We start from the raw sequence: 21,283 nt of genomic DNA on the forward strand, positions 1-21,283 counted from the left end.
ACCAGGGGTTCAATTCAACGCTCTTTCCAGGCGGTCACCCTCCGACGACCTTGTCCTGGACGTCAGCCGCCACCGGCAACGAAAAAGCAAAGCAGGCTCCCTTGCCGGGCTCACTGTGTTCACACCATGCGTCGCCTTTATGCGCTTCGGCGATGAGCCGCACAAGCAACAGGCCGCGCCCGGGCGGCTCGTCGCCGTGATCGATCTCCCAACTAAACAGGCGAGGAAGAATTTCGCGACGGACGCCGCTGCCGTTGTCTTTGACGAAAACGGTGGCCGTATCTTTGTCTCGCGCTGTGCGCACGACGATATACGGTTTGCGATTCGGGGTCACATGTTTCAGAGCATTGCTCAGATAATGGCGGAGCATGCGGCGCAGCCAGCTTTCATGGATGGATACGGAGGCGTCCCCGCAATGCAGATCCAACTCGAAGTCGATCGCGATCTTACGATCCTTTTCCGTCTTTTGACGGAAGACGCGGACTTCATCGGCGACGACGTCGTCCAGCAACGAGCGATGCGTCGACGGCTTGTCTGGAGACAACGAACGCTCAGCGGACGAGAGGTCGGGCAAGCTCATGCGTTCAGCTGCCAGGTCAATCTCGCGCAGGTCATCCAGCGCGTCTGCAGGCAAATCTCTTCGACGGCGCAAACGATCCACAGCCCAGCGAATGGTGCTGATTTCCTGTTTCACGTCGTGGATCACGTCTGCGCTGTAGGCGCCCATCACGGCGATGGTGTGCAGACGACGCCGATCGGCGATCTTTTCGGCGTTCTGGAGGGCGGAAACCGCCAGTTGCGCCAGCGAAATCAACAGGCTGCGATGACCGGCGTTCAAGCCGCCCACCTCTGGGTGCTCGACGTTGAGCACACCCATGACTTCGCCTGTGCGCCTTCCCTTGCGGAACAGGACGACCGCCAACTCGGAGCGCGTGACGCCGTCGGAGACATCCAGATACTCTCTGGCATTGGCGACGTCGGTTTCCAGCACCGCCCGCCTTTCACGCACGGCCAGCGCCATGACGCCGGGTTGGCTAAGAGGGATGGTTTCAAATCTGCGACGGATGCGCTCCTCTTCGCTCTGAGGATAAACGCTGTGCAGTTTCATCTGATTGCCATCGACCAGATAAAACATGCCAAGATAGCCGTCGGTGACGCGCACCGCCTGCTCCAGGATAATGCGCAGCACGCTATCCGGATCATCGCCGCCGGCTGCAATCGCTTGGCTGGCGCGCAGCAGAGCTTCTTGCTGCTTGCGCCGGCTCTGGAAAAGCCGCGCGTTCTCGATCGTGATCGCCGCCTGGTCGGCGATCGTCTGCAACAACGGCAGATGCGCCTCGGTGAAAGCGTTCTCTTCGACAAAACTGCGCAGCGCCAGGACGCCGACCGGTCTGTTGCGCACGCGCATCGGCGCGCCCAGCCAACAGCAGGTCGTCTCCGGCAGGTCGGCGACTCCCTGAAGGCGCCATTGTTCGATGGCTGCGCGGTCGGGAGCGAACACAGGCCGGTTGTGGCGCAGCACCCATTCGGCGAGACCATTGCGCTTTGCGAGCGGTCGCGTACAGTACGCCGGACGCTGTTCGCGCTCGTCTCTTGAGAGTGCGCGGTCGCGCTCGTAACAGACGGGCACGCTCACCAGGCTCCGGCTTTCATCGTAGAGGGCGATGTAGAAATCCCCGGTGTGCAGCCCCAGCTCGCGCAGCGTGCGTCGCACCTCCTCGGCGACGCTGTCGATCTCCTCCTTCTCCGTCTCGCTGAGACGGGTGATGCGAGTCTGAAACTCGCTCACCGCCTTCAGCTCGCGGATGCGCTGCTCATAAAGGCGAGCGTTGTGTTGCACGATCGCCACGTGCGGAGCAATTTTTTCGAGCAGCGTGCGATGGTAGTCGCTGAAGCTCTCTGGACGCGTAAAATTGCGAAAGCCGATCCAGCCGGTCAATCTGCCTCCGTATTCCAGCGGCTTGATTAAGCAGCACTGCATGCCGCTTCTGAATCCCTCCTCAATTTCAGAGGCGCCCGACCATTCTGGAAAGTTGCGCACGTCGAGCACCGGAAGGTTGCGCTCGAACATGTACTCGAGCAGGCCGCGGCGCTCCCCGATGCGACGGGGATGATAGAGGGGGTGCTGCTCCAGATGATCGACGCGGACGCCTTTTTCATGGACGATGCGCAGGTGAATCCTCCCCGTTGCGTCGTCGTAGCCGGCGATGAAAAAGTCGCTCTGCTTGGGAAAGAAGCGCGCCAGCACCGCCTCGAGTTGCTGATTCTGTTTTTCCTCCTGCAAGACATCGGCGATGGCCTGCTGGATTTCGATGACGTCGTCGTCGATCTCATGCAGCTGCTGCAGCTGCTCCAGCAACTGGGCGTTATGCAGCGCAACGGCGGCATGCGGGGCAAGCCGGTCGATCGCCTCGCGCTGAGGTTCGCCGACGCCGTTGAGACATTTGCTGCCCACGTACAGCGTGCCGACCAGCTTCCCCCGGCTGAAGAGGGGGGTGCAGTAAGCGGAGCGCACGCCCGTCTCCGCTGCGGTCGCCAGAAAGATCTCTTCGCTTGCCGAGACATCGGGCAGGTAGATCGGCTGCGACGCGCGCGCCGCAGCGGCGTTTAAGCTGCGGCCGTCCAGAGGCAACGGAGCGCCGCCGCCGATGGTCGTCTTGCGTTCGTGATCCCAGGCGCAGCGTGGTTCGAGTCGCTTCTGCGCTTCGTTGTATGCATAGACGCCGACGATTTGCGCGCCGCTCACCTCGCCTGCGCCCTGCGCAATTTTCAACCAAATGGAGTTGTTGGTCTTTCCAACGCCTTCACCGGCGACGATCTGCTCGCTGATCTCCTGAATAATGGCCAGCTCGCGCTGGCGTCGTTCGACGCTGCGCACGCCCATCGCCAGCAGACTCAACAGGCTTTCCAGCACGCGGCGATCGCCCATCAGAAAGGGATACTGCTCAGCTCCCACCTTGTCGAGCAAGCCGACCAGATAGACGTGATCCAACGCGCGGAAGGAGGCCAGCAGCGCCGAGCGGGCGTCAAAGGCGCGCAGTTCGGGAACGACGCCGTCACCCCCTCCTGTATTCAGGATGCGAGAGCCGCCGGCGTTGACCATCTCCTCCAGACGGTCGGAGAGAGCGATCTCGGGCATGCTGGGCTGGGCAGGCTCGACGGCGACGACCTCAAAGGGCTGCCCCTGCGCGTTGAATACGGGTCGTCGCGCCACAAAACCGCGCTGCGCTTCAAAGGCGGTCACATAGTGGGGCAAAAGACGCGAAAGAATTTCAGCGATGGTGAAAACAGAGGAGTGCTCGATTTGCCGAGAAATTTCCTGCGTGTGGCGTAAAGCCACCACCAGCTTCTGATACTTGCGGGCGTTCCGTTGCAACTCGCTTAAAAAATCAGGGTCGTCCGGGGTCATCAACTCACCCTCGCGTGAGCGCGCAGACCTTCTCGATCACCTCTTCGATATCAAAAGGTTTCTCAAAAACCGCCTGGGCCTCATAGTGCTCGTCAGGATCGGCGGTTGCGGAAAGCATCACCACTGGCGCCGTGCGCGGTGTGCCCGAACCGTTGACGCCTTCATATTCGCCGCGGCGCAGCTTGATCAAAAATTCCTTGCCGGTCTCCTGCCAGTTGACGCCGGAATAGTGCACGTTGCGCACGACGCTTCTATCATCCACCCCTGGACTCTGAGGATGGATCATTATGTCCACAATCAACAGGTCGAAGCGCTCCTGGCCCAGCCGTCTGGGGATCTCCTGCGCAGCGGAGAGCACCACCTCATATCCCTGCTCCTCCAGCGCCTCCGCCAGCGGCTTCATGCTTTCGTAGTCGTCGTCGAACAGTAAAATTCGCTTCTGCATCGCCTTCCTCGCAGCAAACGCCTCTCCCCTCGCTTTCACTCTCGCTCCTGCCGCAGCGGAATCCTCACCAGAAAACTGACCCGATAGGCGCGGCCCTGGCGCATGTAGACGCCGGTTTCAACCGAGCGAGCGACAAGGGTTCCCCCGTGCGCCTCGATGATGGCGCGCGCCTCCCACAGGCCGTAGCCCGTGCCGGGAATCTTGCCCATCTTGGCCTCGACCAACGCGCGACGCCCACGCTCGAAGATCGCCTCCATCTTGTCCGGTGGAATCGGATCGCCCAGGTCCTGCACGACGATGGCGGCGTGACGCTGTTCTGCAGTGTCCAGCAGCGCCTTGACCTGGATGCGCGTGGTCGGGAACGAATACTTCACGGCGTTGTCGAGCAAATTGCTGATGGCGATCGTCAGCCGGGCGATGTCCACCTCCGCGTAGGGGAGCAGCTCGACGCTGGGATCAACAATCAGCTCACGGGAACGCTCCTCGGCGCGAGGAACGAAGCCTTCGGCGCAGTTGGCGACCAGCACCGAGAGAGGATAGAGGTCGAACTTCAGGTCATCCCGTTCGATCATCACCACCGCCGAACGCACGGTGTCGCGCACGGTGCGCCCCAGCTGCAGGCTGAGTTCATGCGCCGCCTTCATCTGCTCGATGATCGGGCGCAAAGACGCGTCGTACTGACGATTGGTCAGTTGCATCTTGGCGCGACCGATGTGGGTCGCGATGGGCGTCAGGGCCGTCTTGAAGCGATGTTGGAGAAGTTGCGTCGTAGCGATCAGGCGCTCGCGCTCCTCATACAGCCGCAGGGACTGCAACTGCACAAAGACGCTCCAGCCGATGATGCGGCTCACCTCGAACAAAAATCCTTGCTCTCGTTCGGGATTCACCGGGCGTTCAAAGGGGCCGAAGAGCATCACCATGCGGAAAGCGTCGCCCAGGAGCAGCGCAACGGCGCACGCCGCATCGCGCAGCGCGCTTGCGTTGTCCCCGCGCACCCCGCGAGTCAGCTCCGGAGCGCCGGCTGCGAGACGCCAGCATCCTTCTTCGCTTTCATGTCTTGGCAGCCCGGCTTTGGTCCAGTTGAAGTGAGGCAGGCCGGGAAGATTTCCGTCCTGCTCACCGGCAAGACCAACCTGCGCCAGCGGCGTGAGCACGGTGTCTTTCTCGCCGACGTTGCAAAACAACAGCAGATAGCGCGCGCCGCAATGTTCTTGCACAATTTGCAGCAATTGCCTGGCGCTGCTGCGGATCGGCTGCAACGTGACGGCCGTCGAAAAACGCCGCGCGCTGCGAAGCCGATCCAAAAAGCACGCCTCGTATTCCGTCTTCTGCTGACGATAGTGCGCCGTCGCAATCGCCTGAAGGTTCTCAACCTCGCGACGAAAGCGCTCGGCGAAATCCACCTCAGGCGCCTTGATCTGCGACGCCCGATGGAGCAGCTCCTCGCCAACGGCTGGATCGAGCAATGCAATGTCCCGATGTTCGCCCGCCGCAATCCGACGCACCCTTCGCCGCACTACGTCCTTTTGTTCAGCCGCTGCAAATTGACCCGCCAACAGCACCCCGACCGGCGCATCGTCCACGCATAACACCTGCGAAAAGTCGGTCAACCCCATGTGGCATGAATACGCTTCCACCTTACCGCACCGGTGGCCGCCGATCTGCTTGACCACCTGTTGGGCGCGCTGTGCGTCGCAGCGTTCACAGGCAGCATTGCCGCCGCGCACGCGCGTCTCAGTGCGCAGCAAACGGCAAAATGGCTCGAAATTCTGTCGAGTGTCCAGGGGATCGATGCGCGCAATGGCGCCGCTGTCTTTGTCGTAGTCGAGCACGGTGAGCGCGCGCCCCAACCGGGCGCAGGCGCCGGAGACAATAACGGCCAGCGTCTCATGGTCAATGAGTTCGCTCAACTTGCTCGGATGGTGAGGCCACTGCGTCGAAAGGGGCATGCATGCTCCTCACCCGATTCCACGGGCAACCGCTTCAGGCGCGTCGGGTGTACGCCATCCACATTCGATCAGAAAGGGCAGTTTTTTGTAGTGTAAAACGAAATGTCCGGCAAGTCAATCACTTTTTATGTAAGCTTATTGCAAGGTTCGCCGAGGAATCGGGCGATGCACGTCCTCCGCTCCCTCTGAATCCGTTTCCGAATCCGTCGCCGCCTCCTTGGATTGACGCCGATCCGGCCCTGCTCTATACTATCTGCACAAACTTTCAGAACAGCGAGAACAGGCATGCTTTCTCAAACCCAGCTTTCCGTCAGTCCGGTTTTTCAAGCCGTCGAACGCATCGGCGAGCACGACCATTGCCAGGCGGGCGGCGCCATCGGCCTCAGCGGCGCGCTGGCCGCAGCGCTCGCCCAGGCGACGGCCAACGCCACGCGCAGCCAACAACCGACAGACGCCCAGGACGCTGCAGCCGAATCCATGCAACAGACGATGAAACGCATCCGCCAGGAGTTTCTGCGTCTGGCCGACGCCGACGCCGAGGCGATTCTAGAGTTCGTGGCGTTGGAGGAGCGCGGGGAGCCGCTGACAGGCTACGCATTGCTATGCGAAGGACCGCGCGCCATGGCCGACCTTGCCGTCGAAGCGGCGCAGGCAATGCAAAGTTTTCGGGCGCACGTCTGCGAGCGCAGCCGCGACGATTTGGAGTTCGCCCTGACGCTGATGGCCGGCGTCGCACGCGCCGCCTTCCAACTCCTTGACAGCAACCTGCGCATCTGGCCGCTGCCCGAACTGTTGACGGGGTATGAACCGCACATCGCTCGATTGAAGGATGCACTTGAAGCGCTTCAGCCGAGGCCCCGAATTCGCACCTTGTAACCGAGAAGCCTATGACGCCGACATCAGAACTCGCCACCTACCGCCGCATGTTTGACGCGATGGTGAATGACATCGAGCTGCTGCTCGAGGACTTGCCGGCCGAGGCGCTGCTCTGGAAGCCTTTCGAGCATAGCCCCTGGCGCGGCCCTGCAGGCAGCCTGGGCTGGCTGATCGCTCACGCCATCTCCTCAACCTACTACCTGCTGCGCCGCGCCGAGTGGATGATGGGACGCCTGGACTGGAGCGCCGTGGACGGCGACGAAGGCGGCGAGGAGTTCGGCCCGGCGAACCATGACCCCGCCTATTTGCTTGCCCGCGCCCGACGCATGCAGCTCTATGTTCATCAATTTCTCGACGGTCTCTCTCCGCAAGACCTGGAGGCGAGCCGCCCCCACCCGCTCGAGCCGGGACGCGTTCTGACCGCCCGTTACGACATCCAGCACGCCTTCGAGCACATGAGCAGGCATATCGGCCACGCCGAGCTGACGAGGCAGCTGTGGGCGCTGAAGGCGGCGCCTCCCGAAAACGATTCCTCTCTACAATAATGGCCCATTTTGCGCTGCAACACCTTCAGTGCTATAGTTATTGGCTCAACGCGGTGAATGTTCTGTTCAACATGTTCCGCACTCTATCCTTCAAAGCAGAAGGTTTCTCGTCGCCGACGACAGATTTTGGGACAGGACGCCCACTCCTGAACCAGAAATTGCGTCAAGAGGCGCCATCGATGCATGAGCGCCGATGCACACGAAACAATTAGCAAGAACGCAAGCGAATTGTCGACGATGAGAGGAACGACTATGCACCCGAACACACAATCTCAATGGTCTCTTCCGGCCCCTCAGGGCCTCTATCATCCGCGCTTCGAGCATGACGCCTGCGGCATCGGCTTTGTGGCCCACGTCGAGGGCAAACGCAGCCACCGCATCCTGGAAATGGCGCTGGAGGCGCTGTGCAATCACGCCCACCGCGGGGCCGTCGCCGACGACCGCAAGACGGGCGACGGCGCCGGCGTCTTGACCCAACTGCCGTACGAGTTCTTTGCCCGCGAGCTGCGGCGCATCGGCATGGAGCCGCCTCCGCAGGGCGACCTGGCGGTGGGTCAGCTCTTCCTCAACAAGGGCAACGGCGAAGACCGGGCGAGGGCGCGCGATCTGATCCAGGAAGTGCTCAGGGAGATGAAGCTGGAAGTGCTTGCGTTCCGCTCCGTGCCCGTGATCGAGTCTGCACTGGGCCAGCGCGCGCTGTACAGCCGCCCCTGGCTGGGGCAGGTGCTGGTGCGTCGCACCGACGAAGCCTGTGAGGCCGGCGATGCATTTGAGCGTCTGTTGTACATCGCCCGCAAACGCATCATCAACGCGGCGAAGGAGCGCGGCATCCAACGCCTCTATATCGCCAGCTTCAGCAGTCGCACGATCGTCTACAAGGGGCTGGTGCTGGCCAATGAGCTGGCCCACTTTTACCCGGACCTGAGCGATCCTGAATACAAGACGGCCATCGCTGTTTTCCATCAGCGCTACAGCACAAACACCTTCCCCACCTGGGAGAGGGCGCAGCCGTTCCGCCTCGTCTGTCACAACGGCGAAATCAACACGCTGCAGGGCAACGAAAACTGGATGCGCGCCAGAGAGGCTGACCTGGAAAGCCCTTACTGGGAGAAACCGGCCGAACAACTGCGTCCGATCATCGCCAAGGACAGCAGCGACAGCGGCAAGTTCGACAACGTGCTCGAGCTGCTCGTGCGCAGCGGCCGCGACATTCGCCACGCCATCATGATGATGGTTCCCGAAGCCTGGGAGCGGCTGCCTGAGGGCGAGGTCACGCCGGAGCGGCGGGCCTTTTACGAATATCACAGCGCGCTCATGGAGCCATGGGACGGTCCGGCGGCGCTCACCTACACCGATGGCCGCATCGTCGGCACGGCGATGGACCGCAACGGGCTGCGACCGGCGCGCTACGTCATCCTCGACAACGGCATCGTCATCAGCGCCAGCGAAGTCGGCTCCGTGGCCTACGATGAAAGCCGCGTGATCCGCAAAGGTCGCATCGGCCCCGGTCAAATCTTCTGCGTGGACACCGCGCGCGGGGTGATCATGGACGATGAAGAGATCACCCAGAAATTCGCCGCGCGGCGGCCCTATGACCGCTGGATCAAAGAGAATCTGGTGCATCTGGACGACCTGACCAAGAAGGTCAAAGAGGTTGTCGAAGGCAATGGGCAGCTTGCAGGCGTAAACGGCCACGCTCTCGCCGGGCAAGACGGGCAAGCGTCGCATGCACAGCGGGCGCCGCTCTCGAATCGCCAGGCCAGCTTTGGCTACACCTCGGAAGAGATGATCGTCATCCTGCGGCCGATGATCACCACCGGGCAGGAGCCGGTCGGCGCCATGGGCGACGACACGCCGCCGGCGGCGATGAGCAAGCTGCCGCGACCGCTCTTCCACTACTTCAAACAGCGCTTCGCCGAAGTCACCAACCCGCCGATCGACCCACTGCGCGAAGAGTTGGTCATGAGCCTGCGCATGTTGCTCGGCAAGCGCGCCAACCTGCTTTCGGAGACGCCCGAAGCCGTGCGCCTGATCGCACTCTCGTCGCCGATCCTCTCGCCGGAGCAGATGGCGGCGCTGCGCATGCAAACCATGCCGGAGTTCGCCACCGCCACGGTGGATGCAGTCTGGCAGGCGCCTTCCGGCGAAGAGGTGACGCCGGAGCAAGCAGGCGCCGCCCTGCGCGCTGCGGTCGAAAAGCTCTGCCGCGACGCCGAAGAGGCGGTGCGCAACGGCGCTCGCATCCTTTTCATCAGCGACGAGAAAGCCGACGTGCATACGCTGCCGATTCCATCGCTCCTGGCCATCGGCGCAGTGCATCATCATCTGATTCGCCAGGGGCTGCGCATGCGCGCCAGCCTGGTCAGCGTCAGCGGCGAGCCGCGCGAGGTGCATCACTTCGCCTGTCTGATCGGCTACGGCGCCAACGCCGTCTATCCCTACCTGGCCTATGAGACGATCGAGGAATTGGTGCATGAAGGCCGCAAGACCGGCAATCTGACGGTCGAACAGGCGCGCAAGAACTTCATCAAGGCCATCGACAAAGGGCTGCTCAAAGTGATGAGCAAGATGGGCATCAGCACCATCGACGCCTACTGCGGCGCCCAGATTTTCGAGGCGATCGGCATCGGTCAGGAACTGCTGGATGTGGCCTTCGTCGACACGCCAAGTCTCCTGGGCGGCATCGGCTTCGCCAGCGTGGCGGAGGATGTGCTCGCCTGGCATCAGTACGGCTATCCCAACAGCGACCTCAGCCAGGCGGTCAAGTTGGTGACATGGGGCCTGTACAAAGCGCGCCGCGGAGGCGAGCTGCACGAGTGGAGCCCGCAGGTCGTGCATGCGCTCACCCAGGTCGCCCGGCCCAAAAAGCCGGAGGACATTCCCGCCAACTATCGCCGATACGCCGACCTGATCAACAGCATGAAGCTGGCTCCGCGGCATCTGCTCGACTTCCGCCGCATTCGGCCGTCGATTCCGGTCACACAGGTTGAACCGGTCGAGCGCATCTTGCGCCGCTTCTCCACCGCCGCCATGAGCCACGGCGCGCTCAGCGCCGAGGCGCACGAGACGCTCGCCATCGCCATGAACCGCTTGGGCGGCATGAGCAACAGCGGCGAAGGCGGCGAAGCCAAGGAGCGTTATTTCACCGAGCGCGCCAGCCGCATCAAGCAGGTGGCGTCCGGTCGCTTCGGCGTCACGCCCGAATACCTCATGAGCGCCGATGAGCTGCAGATCAAAATGGCGCAAGGCTCCAAGCCGGGCGAAGGTGGCCAGCTTCCCGGCCACAAGGTGACGGTGGAGATCGCCGTCCTGCGCCACAGCACGCCGGGCGTGGCGCTGATCAGCCCGCCGCCGCACCATGACATCTATTCGATCGAAGACCTGGCGCAGCTCATTTGGGACCTAAAAGCGATCAATCCCAACGCCAAGATCAGCGTCAAGCTGGTGGCGGAAATGGGCGTCGGCACCATCGCCGCAGGCGTGGCCAAAGGTCTGGCCGACGTGATTCACATCTCCGGCGCATCAGGCGGCACCGGCGCCAGCCCGCTCAGCAGCATCAAGAACGCCGGGCTGCCTTGGGAGATCGGCCTGGCGGAGACGCACCAGGTGCTGCTCGCCAACGGCCTGCGCACGCGCGTCACCCTGCGCACCGACGGCGGCCTCGCCACCGGGCGCGACGTGGTGATGGCGGCCATGCTCGGCGCGGACGAGGTGAGCTTCGGCACCAGCGCCATGATCGCCGAAGGCTGCATCATGGCGCGCGTCTGTCACAAAAACACCTGTCCGGTCGGCGTCGCCACGCAGGACCCGGAGCTGCGCAAGAAGTTCACCGGCACGCCCGAGATGGTGATGAACTTTATGACCGCCATCGCCGAGGATGTGCGCCAGATTCTGGCCGACCTCGGCTTCCGCAGCCTGGATGAGGTGGTGGGCCACCCTGAATATCTGGTGCAGGTCGTGCACGGTCGCGAGGCGGGCTTCCTGGACCTGTCGCCGCTGCTCTATGTGCCGGACGTCGGCACGGCGCGGCGCAACGTCCTGCCGCGCAATGAAGTCGCCCCGCCGGACCCGACGCTGAGCGACCGCATCATGGAGCAGGTGCTTGCCAGCCTGCAGGCCAACCCCGATGCGCCGATCCATCTGGCGCATAAGATCCGCAACACCGACCGCACGGTCGGCGCGGCGCTCTCCGGCCAGCTTGCGCTGCGCTACGGCGACGCCGGCCTGCCGGACGGACAGATTCGCATCGATTTCGAGGGCACGGCCGGGCAGAGCTTCGGCGCCTTCGCCATTCGCGGGCTGTCGCTTCACCTGCGCGGCGCAGCCAACGACTATGTCGGCAAGGGCCTGGGCGGCGGTGAAATCGTGATTCGCCCTTCAGAGGAGGCGCGCTTCACGCCGCATCAGAACGTCATCCTCGGCAACACGGCGCTCTACGGCGCCACCGGCGGCAGACTCTTCGCCGCCGGCATTGCGGGCGAACGCTTTGCGGTGCGCAACAGCGGCGCCATCGCCGTGGTCGAAGGCGCAGGCGAACACTGCTGCGAATACATGACCGGCGGCTGCGTGGTCGTCCTCGGCGAGACGGGGCGCAACTTCGGCGCAGGCATGACCGGAGGCCAGGCGTTCGTCTACGACGTGAACGAAACCTTCGAGCGGCGGTATAATAAAGAGTTGATCAACATCTCCCGCTTGCAGGGAGACGCCTATGAGAAATATCTCAAGTCGCTGATCGTCGAGCACTGGGAGAAGACCGGCTCGCCGCTGGCGCAGATGCTGCTCAACGACTGGGAGGCGCAGCGCCTCTTCTTCTGGCACATCATGCCCAAGGACAACGTCGTGCAGATCGAGGCGGCGACCGAAGGTTCTGCGGAGAGCGAGGAAGAAGAAGAGACGGTGAAGGCGTGAAGGCGACCGAGTTCAAGATGACGAGACCAGACGTAAAGAAGAAGCATTCTTGCAGGTTGGATGGACGAAACGCCGACATAGCATTCGGTTCACAACGATGCTGTTGAACGATGCTGTTGAAAGAGAAAAATAAGGAGGCTCTATGGATCTGCAGAGTCTGATCGCTGACATACATGCACTGGAACAACAACTGCTAGAATTCGAGAGAAAATACGGCGTGCGTTCAGAAACCATGTACGCAGCCTACGTGGCTGGCGAAGAGCCAGAGGATGATGCCTGGGTGTTAGACTTTGGTGAATGGGCCAGCGTGTATAAGCTCTGGCTACGTCGCCAAGCCGAGTACCGAAATGAGATCCAACGAAAGCAACAGTCGCACAATAGTTTGCATGGACTTATACACGTAGCCCCCGCATGATAGACAATCCGCTGCGCTCCGATGCTGACTATGAATTTTTCATTTACTCGATTGCCGAGTCTTTCCAGTCTATCGCGCGATCTACACTTACCTTTGTTCGACAAGGCGCCACTTTAGCGCGAGTTGCAGGCGAGTTACATTTTGCGGATGGGTACCGGATTGTAGTGCGCGAGCGAATCGTTTATGACAGATTGCCAGCTCAGATCGACTGGTATGGATATGAAGTGTGGCGTCATGGCGAAAAACTTTTTTGGTATGACTCACAACCTCATCCACACGAACCGACATTGCAAAGCACGCATCCTCATCATAAACATGTGCCGCCGGATATAAAACACAATCGAATTCCAGCGCCAGAAATGAGCTTTGTAAGACCCAATCTACCTGTGGTCATTAAAGAAGTTGAAGCATTGATTCGATTTCAGGATAATAAGAGTAACTTAGAAATCTGAAGGCAGTGGAGAAGCCGAATGGGAAAGACGCTCTTTGAAAAAGTTTGGGACGCTCACGTCGTTGCACAGGATGAAGGAGCGCCCGCTGTATTGTACATCGATGCACATCTGATCCACGAGGTCACCTCGCCGCAGGCGTTCGCCATGCTGCGCGAGCGCGGGCTGAAGGTGCGCCGCCCCGACAAGACCTTCGCCACCATGGATCACGCCATCCCAACCCGCAGCGTGGACATCGAGCTGTGGCCCTCCGACGCCGCCACGCAGGTGCGCACCCTGCGCCAGAACTGCAAGGACTTCGGCATCACCCTGTGGGACATCGACGGCCCGGTGCAGGGCATCGTCCACGTGGTCGGGCCGGAGATGGGCGTCACGCAGCCGGGGATGACGATCGTGTGCGGCGACAGCCACACGAGCACGCATGGCGCCTTCGGCGCGCTCGCCTTCGGCATCGGCACCAGCGAGGTGGGCCATGTGCTCGCCACGCAGTGCCTGCTCCAGAAAAAGCCCAAGACCATGGCGATCACCGTCGACGGCGAGCTGGGCAAGGGCGTCACGGCGAAAGACATCATTCTGGCGATCATCGCCAAGAACGGCGCCGGCGGCGGCGCAGGCTACGTCTTCGAGTATCGCGGCAGCGCCATCCGCAAGCTGAGCATGGCCAACCGCATGACCATCTGCAACATGAGCATCGAAGGCGGCGCACGCGCCGGCATGATCGCGCCGGACGAGACGACCTTCGAGTACATCAAAGGCCGTCCCTACGCCCCCAAAGGCGAGGAATGGGAGCGCGCCGTGGCCTACTGGAGGACGCTGGCCACCGATGAGGACGCCGTCTTCGACCGCGAGCTGAAGCTGGACGCCAGCGAGCTGCAACCGATGGTCACCTACGGCACCAACCCTGGCCAGGGCGTGCCGATCACCGGCCGCATCCCCTACCCGGAGGAGCTGGAAGACCCGGCCGAACGCCGCAGCCTGATCAGCGCGCTGGAGTACATGGGGCTGAAGCCCGGCCAGCCGATGGAAGGCCAGCCGGTGGACATCGTCTTCATCGGCTCCTGCACCAACAGCCGCATCGAAGACCTGCGCGAGGCCGCCGCCATCGTCAAGGGCAAGAAGATCGCCGATCACGTCTGGGGCATCGTCGTGCCCGGCTCCAAGAGCGTCAAGGCGCAGGCGGAGGCGGAAGGCCTCGATCGCATCTTCATCGAGGCGGGCTTTGAATGGCGCGGAGCCGGCTGCAGCATGTGTCTGGCCATGAATGAAGACAAAGCCGGCGCCGGCAAATATGTCGCCAGCACCAGCAACCGCAACTTCCAGGGACGCCAGGGCCCAGGCGCGCGCAGCCTGCTCATGAGTCCGATCATGGCGGCGGCGGCGGCGGTGAAAGGCCGCGTGGTGGACGTGCGCGAAATGCTGAACTGATTGAGGAATTCATCATATGCAACCCTTTACGACCTTGACATCGACGGCTGCGCCGCTGCGCATGGAAAATGTGGACACCGACCAGATCATCCCGGCCCAATACCTGACCGCGGTCACCAAGGAGGGGATGGGCAAGGGGCTGTTCTCCTGGATTCGATACAATCCCGACGGCACGCCGAAGCCGGACTTCGTCCTCAACAAGCCCGAGTATCAGGGCGCGCAGATTCTGATCGCCGGACGCAACTTCGGCAGCGGGTCGAGCCGCGAGCACGCCGTCTGGGCGCTCACGGACTACGGCTTCCGCTGCGTCATCTCGCCGGGCTTCGCCGACATCTTCTACAACAACAGCCTGAAGAACGGGCTGCTGCCGATCGTGCTGCCCGAAGAGGTGGTCAACCTGCTCTGGGACCTGGTGGAGGAAGAGCCGGAGACGCTGCTCCACATCGACCTGCGCAGCCAGACGGTCACATTGCCCGACGGCCAACAGCACAGCTTCGCCATCGATCCGTTCCGCAAGCTCTGCCTGCTCGAGGGCGTCGACGATCTGGGCTATCTGCTCTCCAAGGAAGAAGCCATCGCCGCCTACGAAGCGCGGCCCCGCTGGACGTAACCGAGCAACTCCTCGCTGCGAGCCTGCACCCTCTTGTCAGGCTCGCAGCTTTCAGAGCGAATTCATTTCCTTCAAATTCTCTTTCCTTTTAATTTGTAAGATTACGACCCTCTTCAGCTATAATTTTCTTTCAGCGCCTGCGGTTTAGACGCGCTCCCTGTTTATCGTCGATTTCGGACTGCGTGTGTTGACGTTTCCACCCTGAAAGGACGAAGCGTGAAGGTGTTGCAAGAAAAGACGCTTTCTTTGTTTGTCGCCGCCATGCTCCTTGCCGGCTGCGCCTTGATGCCGACGACGCGCACCGAGCAGAGCGCAGCCGAACCTACGCCCACCCCGATCCCAACGGCTGCCATTGCCCTCAAGCCCACCTATCGCGTGCAGCGCGGCGACGTGATCAAGACCATGACCTTCTCTGGGCGCATCTCGCCGATGCGAGAAGAGGCGCTTTTCTTTCGCAAAGACGGACGCATCCGCTCCGTCTTCTTCAAGCGCAACGATTTCGTGAAGGCCGGCGACGTCATTGCAGAATATGAAATCGAGGCGCTCGAGCGGGAACTGACGGCGGCCGAGCTGGAGCTGGAGCGCGCCCAGGTGACGCTGGAAGAAGCCTTGCGCAATCTGGAGCTGGACCGCCGCGAGGCGCAGGCGCGGCTGGAGCGAGCGCAAATCTTGCTGCAGGGGGCGGAGCGCGACCGCACCATCCCCAGAGCGCAGGTGGCGGCGCTGGAAAAGGACGTCGAGCTGGCTCAAATTGAAGTAGAGCGCCTGAGCGCAGGCGTCAGCCCATTGCTGGAAAACGACGTGCAGCGCGCCCGCTATGCAGTGGAAAAGCTGAAACAGGAGATCGCCGAGGCGCAGATCATCGCTCCCTTCGACGGCATCCTCCTTTCCATCTCTTTGACGCCCGGCATGGCTGTGAACGGATACGCGCCGGTCGCTTCCGTGGCGGACGCCAGTGTGCTGGAGATCAGCGCCGACCTGCTGAGCAATCAGCTTCAATTTCTGGCCGAGGGGATGCCTGTCACCTTCGTGCTCTCCTCACGGCCAGGACAAACCCTGCACGGCGTGATCCGACGGCTTCCTTATCCCTATGGCAGCGGGGGCAGCGGGCAAACCATTGAGGAGAAGGATAAAAGCACGCGCATCACCATCGAGGAATCTCAAGATGTGGGAGGCTACGCGCTGGGAGATCTTGTGCGCGTCACGGCGGAGGTGGAGCGGGCGGAGAACGTCCTCTGGCTCCCGCCCCAGGCGATCCGCAACTTCAGCGGGCGGCTTTTCGCCGTGGTGCAGGACGGCGACGTGCAGCGCCGCGTCGATGTGCGCATCGGCGTAGAGGCGCAGGATCGCGTCGAGATTGTCGAAGGTCTGGAAGAAGGCCAAATCGTCGTTGGTCCGTAAATTGCATCTCTCCACAGCCAGCTGAGTTTCCACCATGAATTTTCTGTTTCGTCTTTGGGCGGCTCTCATCATCGCACTACGCCGGCTTGCAGCGCAACGGTGGCTGGCGCTCGCCACCCTGGTCGGCCTGGTGGCGGCGACCACCCTGATCATGAGCATCCCCCTGTATGCGGATGCAGTCTATTTTCGCGTGCTTCAGGAAGAGCTTGCGAAAGCCGGGCAAAGCGTCAGAGACGACCGCAGCGCGTTCACCTTCCTGTTTCGCAACATCGGCTCCATTTACGGCGTCAAAGATTGGGAGGAGATCGCCCCCGTCGACGCCTATCTCTCCGGCCCAGCGACCGAACAGCTTGATTTGCCTGTAAAACGCATCACGCGTTATGTCAAAACGGACAACTTTCGCCTCTTCCCTGCAGACACGAGCCAGAGCTACGCCAGTGCACAGGAGCCGCTGGAATGGGTGAGCTTTGGCGCGCTGCAACACTTTGCAGAGCACGTCGTCTGGCGCGAAGGGGGGCCGCCGCAGCCCGCCAGCGCCGATCCATCCGAACCGATCGAAGTGGCGGTCAGCGAGGTGCTGGCGGAACGGTTGGGCATGCAGGTGGGCGAGCCGTTCATGACCTTCCGCAACATCGAGAGCGGCGCCGGCGTGCGCACCGTCCAAATCCCGGTGCGCGTCAGCGGCGTCTGGGCCCCGCGCGACTCGGAGGAGGATTTCTGGTTCTATCGCCCTCGCGCCTTCGACACCCAGCTCATGGTTCCTCCCGCCACCTTTGAAGGGCGCATCGCCTCTTTGCTCGACGACGAGGTGGCGCTGATCGCCTGGCACTGGGTGGTGGATGGCTCCGACGTCAACGCCAGCAACGCCACCTCCCTGGCGGCGCGCATCGACCAGATCACCTTGCGCGCCGCGACGCTGCTTCCCAATACGCGGCTGGAGATCTCCCCGTACGACGCCCTGCGCAAATATCAGTCCTCTGCGCGCACGCTCACCGTGCTCCTGTACGCGTTCAGCCTTCCCATCGTGGCGCTGCTGTTGGCGTTCATCGGGCTGGTCGTGGGTCTCGCCGTCAGCCGTCAGCGCAACGAGATCGCAGTGTTGCGCAGCCGCGGGGCGACGCCGATCCAGGTCGCCGTCGTTGCAGTGCTGGAAGCTGCGTTGCTCGGGCTTGCGGCTTTGGCCGTGGCGACGCCCCTGAGCATGGCAATGGCGCAAATTTTCGGCGCCACGCGTTCGTTCCTCAATTTTTCGCTGGACAGCGCACTGCGCGTGCAGATGACGAGCACGCCTGTGCAATTCGGCCTGTTGGCGGTCGGCGTGGCGTTGCTGGCGCAAGTCTTGCCGTCGATCGGCGCGGCGCGCCACACGATCGTCAGCTATAAACAGGAGCTGGCGCGCACGGTCTCCAAACCATGGTGGCAACGCGCCTGGCTCGATCTATTGCTCCTGATCCCCGCCGGCTATGGCGTCTACCTGGTGCAACAACAGGGCGCCATCGTATCGCCCACCGGCGCCGCCTCCGGAGACGTGTTTGAAAATCCGCTGTTAATTCTGTTGCCCGCGCTGGTGGCGCTGGCGTTGACGTTGTTGATCCTGCGGCTGTTGCCGCTGGCGATGGCCCTGCTGGCCTGGATTGCGGCGCGCTTCAACGGCGTCGGCTTTTTGCTGGCCACGCGCTATCTGGCGCGAGAGCCAGGACTCTATAGCACGCCGCTGGTGTTGTTGATGTGGACGCTTAGCCTGGCGGTCTTCACGGCCTCGCTGGCGCAGACGCTGGACGATCATCTCTACGACCAAAGCTACTACGCCATCGGCGCAGACGCCCGTTTGGTGGAGCTCGGCGCCACGCCGAACACAGGGGAAAATCCATTCGCCAACATGGGCGCCCCAACCGGAAATCAATCCACCGAGACAACCTCCGGACAGAGCGCAACGACCGGCAGCGCCATCTCGCAAATCCCAGGGCCGGAGTGGGTCTTCATCCCGGTCGATGAGCATCTGAACGTCAAGGAGATCGAAGCGGCTGCGCGCGTGGGCAGATTCGAGGGCTCGATTCAGGTGCAGGATCGCTGGCAGCCTTTCACCATGATCGGCATTGACCGCATCGATTTTCCTAAGGCGGCGTACTGGCGCAACGACTTCGCCTCCGCCAGCCTCGGCGCGTTGATGAACTCGCTTGCCATCGCCTCGGACGGCGTCCTGATGGAGCGCTCCTTCATGCGCCAGCAAGGGCTGCGCGTCGGCGACGCCGTGCAGGTGCGGCTGCGCGCCGCCGGCGGCAACACCAGCTTCCCGATGCGCATTGTGGGAGACTTTCGCTACTTTCCCACCTGGTACAGCCCACTGGCGGAGGGCAAGCCGCTCTTCATCGCTAACCTGGAGTGGATCTTCGAGCAGCTCGGCGGGGAGTATCCCTACGACGTATGGGTGAAGACTGCGCCTGCAACCGACTTTGAACAGATGGTGCAAGATCTGCGTCAATATGGCATCACCGTGCTCAACTACCAGGCGGCGCCGGTGCGCATCGCCGAGGAGCTGCGTCGTCCGGAACGACAGGGGCTGTTTGGCGTGCTTTCGGTCGGCTTTCTCGCTTCCGCCCTGTTGACGGTGTTGGGATTTCTGCTGTACGCCGTTTTCTCGTTCCGGCGGCGCTTCATCGAGCTCGGCACCTTGCGCGCCATCGGGCTTTCGATCGGGCAACTTTCCGTCTTTCTGATCTGCGAACTGGCGTTCTTGATCCTGCTGGGTTTAGGCGCCGGCAGCGCCATCGGCGCCCTTATCAGCGATCTCTTTATTCCTTATTTCCAGATCGGAAGCGGCCCCACCGCCAACATTCCGCCTTTCACGGTGGAGATTGCATGGCCGGCGGTCACGCGGCTGTATGCGCTCTTCGGCGCGCTGTTCCTGGCCGCATTCGTCATCCTGATCGCGCTCTTACTGCGCATGAAGGTGTTCCAGGCGATTAAGCTTGGCGAGACGGTGTAGACGTGGGATGAGCCGCGGCAAGCGCCCCACTGCGCTTCGTCCGACGTCGGCTGAAGAAGGGAGACATCTTGGCTGAACCGTTCATTTTGTGCGATGGGCTTGTCAAAATCTACAAGATCGCCGGGTTGGAGCAAGTCGCCTTGCGCGAGCTTAACCTGCGCGTCGAAAAGGGCGAATTGATCGCCATCGTCGGCGCCAGCGGGAGCGGAAAGACCACGCTGATGAACATCCTCGGCGGGTTGGATCGTCCCTCCGCCGGCCGCGTGTTGGTGGATGGGCAGGACCTGCTGCGCATGTCGGACGCCCAACTCAACCGCTATCGTCGCGAGCGCGTGGGCTTCGTCTGGCAACAGAGCACGCGCAACCTGATCCCCTACCTGAACGCCATCGAAAACGTCATGTTGCCGATGACCGTTGCCGGCCGCGTGCGGGGAAATCGCCGGCGCGCGGCGGAGCTGTTGGAGCGGGTGGGATTGGGCGAGCGCATGCACCATCGCCTCTCCGAACTGTCCGGCGGGGAACAGCAGCGCGTGGCCATTGCGGTCGGCCTCGCCAACCATCCGCCGCTCTTGCTTGCGGACGAACCAACCGGCGAGGTGGACACGGCCACCGCCGCCCTGATCTACGACACCTTTCGTCGTCTGCGCGAGGAGATGGGCGTCACCATCGTCATCGTCAGCCACGATCCCGGCGTGGCGCGACAGGTGGACCGCGTGGTGGCGATCCGCGACGGCATGTTGGCCAGCGAAACGGTCCGACAGATCCGTCCGCAGACGGCGGATTGGCTCGCCGATGAGGGCCAACCGGACGAGGACGCCCACGCACACGAACACTACGAAGAGCTGGTTGTGCTGGATAAAAATGGACGTCTGCACATTCCGCCCGAGTATTTGGAACAGCACAATATCGGCAGAAGAGCGCGGCTGGAGCTGACCCCAGAAGGCATCTTGATTCGCCGCGTTGAGGAAGCCGAATTCGTGGAAACGCCAACGGCCCACACGGAAGAACTTCTGCCTGAGAAATCCAGACGATGGTTGAACTTGTTTGGACGCCGCGGCAAGAAAGCGTAGTGCAGAAATGAAGGATGCAATGCTCCAGCCAAGCGCCTCGACGACTTCGCCGACAGCCACAACCCTGGCGGTGGAAACGATTGACCTGGAACGCGTCTACCGTCGCGATCATCAGACGGTGCGTGCACTCGACGGGGTGACGCTCACCGTCCAGGCCGGCCAGTTTGTCGCCGTCAAGGGGCGCTCCGGCAGCGGCAAGACGACGCTGCTCAACTGCATCGGCGGCCTAGATCAGCCGACGGCAGGCAGCGTGCGCGTCTTTGGCAATGAGATCGGCGTCTGGTCGGAGCGCCGGCGCACGGCGTGGAGAAAGCAGGAGATCGGCTTCATTTTTCAGTCGTTAGGGCTTCTGCCTATCCTGTCGGCGTACGAGAACGTGGAGCTTGCGCTCAGACTCAAAGGCGTCGCCCCTGCCGAACGGCGAAAAGCGACGCTCGAGGCGTTGGAAATGGTCGGCCTTTTAAAATGGAAGGACCACCGCCCCTACGAACTTTCCGGCGGTCAACAGCAGCGCGTGGCAGTCGCCCGCGCGCTGGCGCACTCTCCTCGCCTGCTGATCGCCGACGAACCCACCGCCAACCTCGACACCAAAACGGCGCACAGCGTGCTCTCCCTCTTTCGCGCCCTGGTGAACGAGCGCCGCATCACGCTGCTCATGGCCACCCATGACGTGCTGGTCGACGCTTACGCCGATCGCGTGCTCCATCTCAGCGACGGACGTCTCCTTTCGTGAGGGCGCTCCCCTGCTGATGAATGACCCTCGCTGCGCAATTGGCGCAGCTCGATTTCACAACT

Annotated in this window: 14 protein-coding genes; 11 read left to right on the forward strand and 3 right to left on the reverse strand. The window is 62.2% G+C overall.

Going from position 1 to position 21,283, the window contains the following annotated elements:
- Positions 1-34: 34 nt before the first annotated feature.
- The 3 genes from Q0367_RS12955 to Q0367_RS12965 are packed head-to-tail and all read right to left on the reverse strand — an operon-like array spanning position 35 to position 5,803.
- Positions 35-3,409, reverse strand: coding sequence for a GAF domain-containing protein (locus Q0367_RS12955; protein WP_298982690.1), 3,375 nt, complete (start codon positions 3,407-3,409; stop codon positions 35-37).
- A gap of 4 nt (positions 3,410-3,413) precedes the next feature.
- Positions 3,414-3,854 (reverse strand): response regulator transcription factor, encoded by a 441-nt coding sequence (locus tag Q0367_RS12960; RefSeq protein WP_298982692.1) that lies wholly within the window; start codon positions 3,852-3,854, stop codon positions 3,414-3,416.
- Positions 3,855-3,889: 35 nt separating this feature from the next.
- Positions 3,890-5,803 (reverse strand): ATP-binding protein, encoded by a 1,914-nt coding sequence (locus Q0367_RS12965; RefSeq protein WP_298982694.1) that lies wholly within the window; start codon positions 5,801-5,803, stop codon positions 3,890-3,892.
- A 285-nt stretch (positions 5,804-6,088) separates the two neighbouring features.
- Here Q0367_RS12965 and Q0367_RS12970 point away from each other — a divergent pair, with 285 nt between their 5' ends.
- The 11 genes from Q0367_RS12970 to Q0367_RS13020 all read left to right on the forward strand — a co-directional run bounded on the left by Q0367_RS12970 (position 6,089) and on the right by Q0367_RS13020 (position 21,221).
- Positions 6,089-6,679, forward strand: coding sequence for a cyclodeaminase/cyclohydrolase family protein (locus Q0367_RS12970; protein WP_298982696.1), 591 nt, complete (start codon positions 6,089-6,091; stop codon positions 6,677-6,679).
- A gap of 11 nt (positions 6,680-6,690) precedes the next feature.
- On the forward strand, positions 6,691-7,224 hold the full coding sequence (locus tag Q0367_RS12975) for a DinB family protein (protein ID WP_298982699.1): 534 nt from the start codon (positions 6,691-6,693) through the stop codon (positions 7,222-7,224).
- A 252-nt stretch (positions 7,225-7,476) separates the two neighbouring features.
- Positions 7,477-12,132, forward strand: coding sequence for a glutamate synthase large subunit (gene gltB / locus Q0367_RS12980; protein WP_298982701.1), 4,656 nt, complete (start codon positions 7,477-7,479; stop codon positions 12,130-12,132).
- A 142-nt stretch (positions 12,133-12,274) separates the two neighbouring features.
- Complete coding sequence (locus Q0367_RS12985; protein WP_298982703.1) at positions 12,275-12,547, forward strand: hypothetical protein; 273 nt, start codon at positions 12,275-12,277, stop codon at positions 12,545-12,547.
- Positions 12,544-12,999, forward strand: a complete 456-nt coding sequence (locus Q0367_RS12990; protein ID WP_298982705.1) for a DUF6516 family protein — start codon at positions 12,544-12,546, stop codon at positions 12,997-12,999. The genes Q0367_RS12985 and Q0367_RS12990 overlap by 4 nt, the downstream gene beginning before the upstream one ends.
- 18 nt (positions 13,000-13,017) lie before the next feature.
- On the forward strand, positions 13,018-14,421 hold the full coding sequence (gene leuC / locus Q0367_RS12995; RefSeq protein WP_297631830.1) for a 3-isopropylmalate dehydratase large subunit: 1,404 nt from the start codon (positions 13,018-13,020) through the stop codon (positions 14,419-14,421).
- A gap of 16 nt (positions 14,422-14,437) precedes the next feature.
- A complete protein-coding gene (gene leuD / locus Q0367_RS13000) occupies positions 14,438-15,031 on the forward strand; it encodes a 3-isopropylmalate dehydratase small subunit (RefSeq protein WP_297631832.1) in 594 nt (197 codons plus the stop codon).
- A 216-nt stretch (positions 15,032-15,247) separates the two neighbouring features.
- Positions 15,248-16,432, forward strand: coding sequence for an efflux RND transporter periplasmic adaptor subunit (locus Q0367_RS13005; RefSeq protein WP_297631835.1), 1,185 nt, complete (start codon positions 15,248-15,250; stop codon positions 16,430-16,432).
- Positions 16,433-16,466: 34 nt separating this feature from the next.
- Complete coding sequence (locus Q0367_RS13010; protein WP_298982709.1) at positions 16,467-19,418, forward strand: ABC transporter permease; 2,952 nt, start codon at positions 16,467-16,469, stop codon at positions 19,416-19,418.
- A gap of 68 nt (positions 19,419-19,486) precedes the next feature.
- Positions 19,487-20,488 carry an ABC transporter ATP-binding protein gene (locus tag Q0367_RS13015; RefSeq protein ID WP_297631842.1) on the forward strand — a complete coding sequence of 334 codons (1,002 nt, stop codon included), beginning with the start codon at positions 19,487-19,489 and terminating at the stop codon, positions 20,486-20,488.
- A gap of 19 nt (positions 20,489-20,507) precedes the next feature.
- The gene (locus Q0367_RS13020) at positions 20,508-21,221 is read left to right on the forward strand and encodes an ABC transporter ATP-binding protein (protein WP_297631845.1); all 714 of its coding nucleotides are present in this window, start codon (positions 20,508-20,510) and stop codon (positions 21,219-21,221) included.
- The last annotated feature ends 62 nt before the right edge of the window (positions 21,222-21,283 follow it).

It is taken from the genome of uncultured Caldilinea sp. (assembly GCF_937128415.1).
In the GTDB taxonomy this organism is placed as follows: domain Bacteria; phylum Chloroflexota; class Anaerolineae; order Caldilineales; family Caldilineaceae; genus Caldilinea.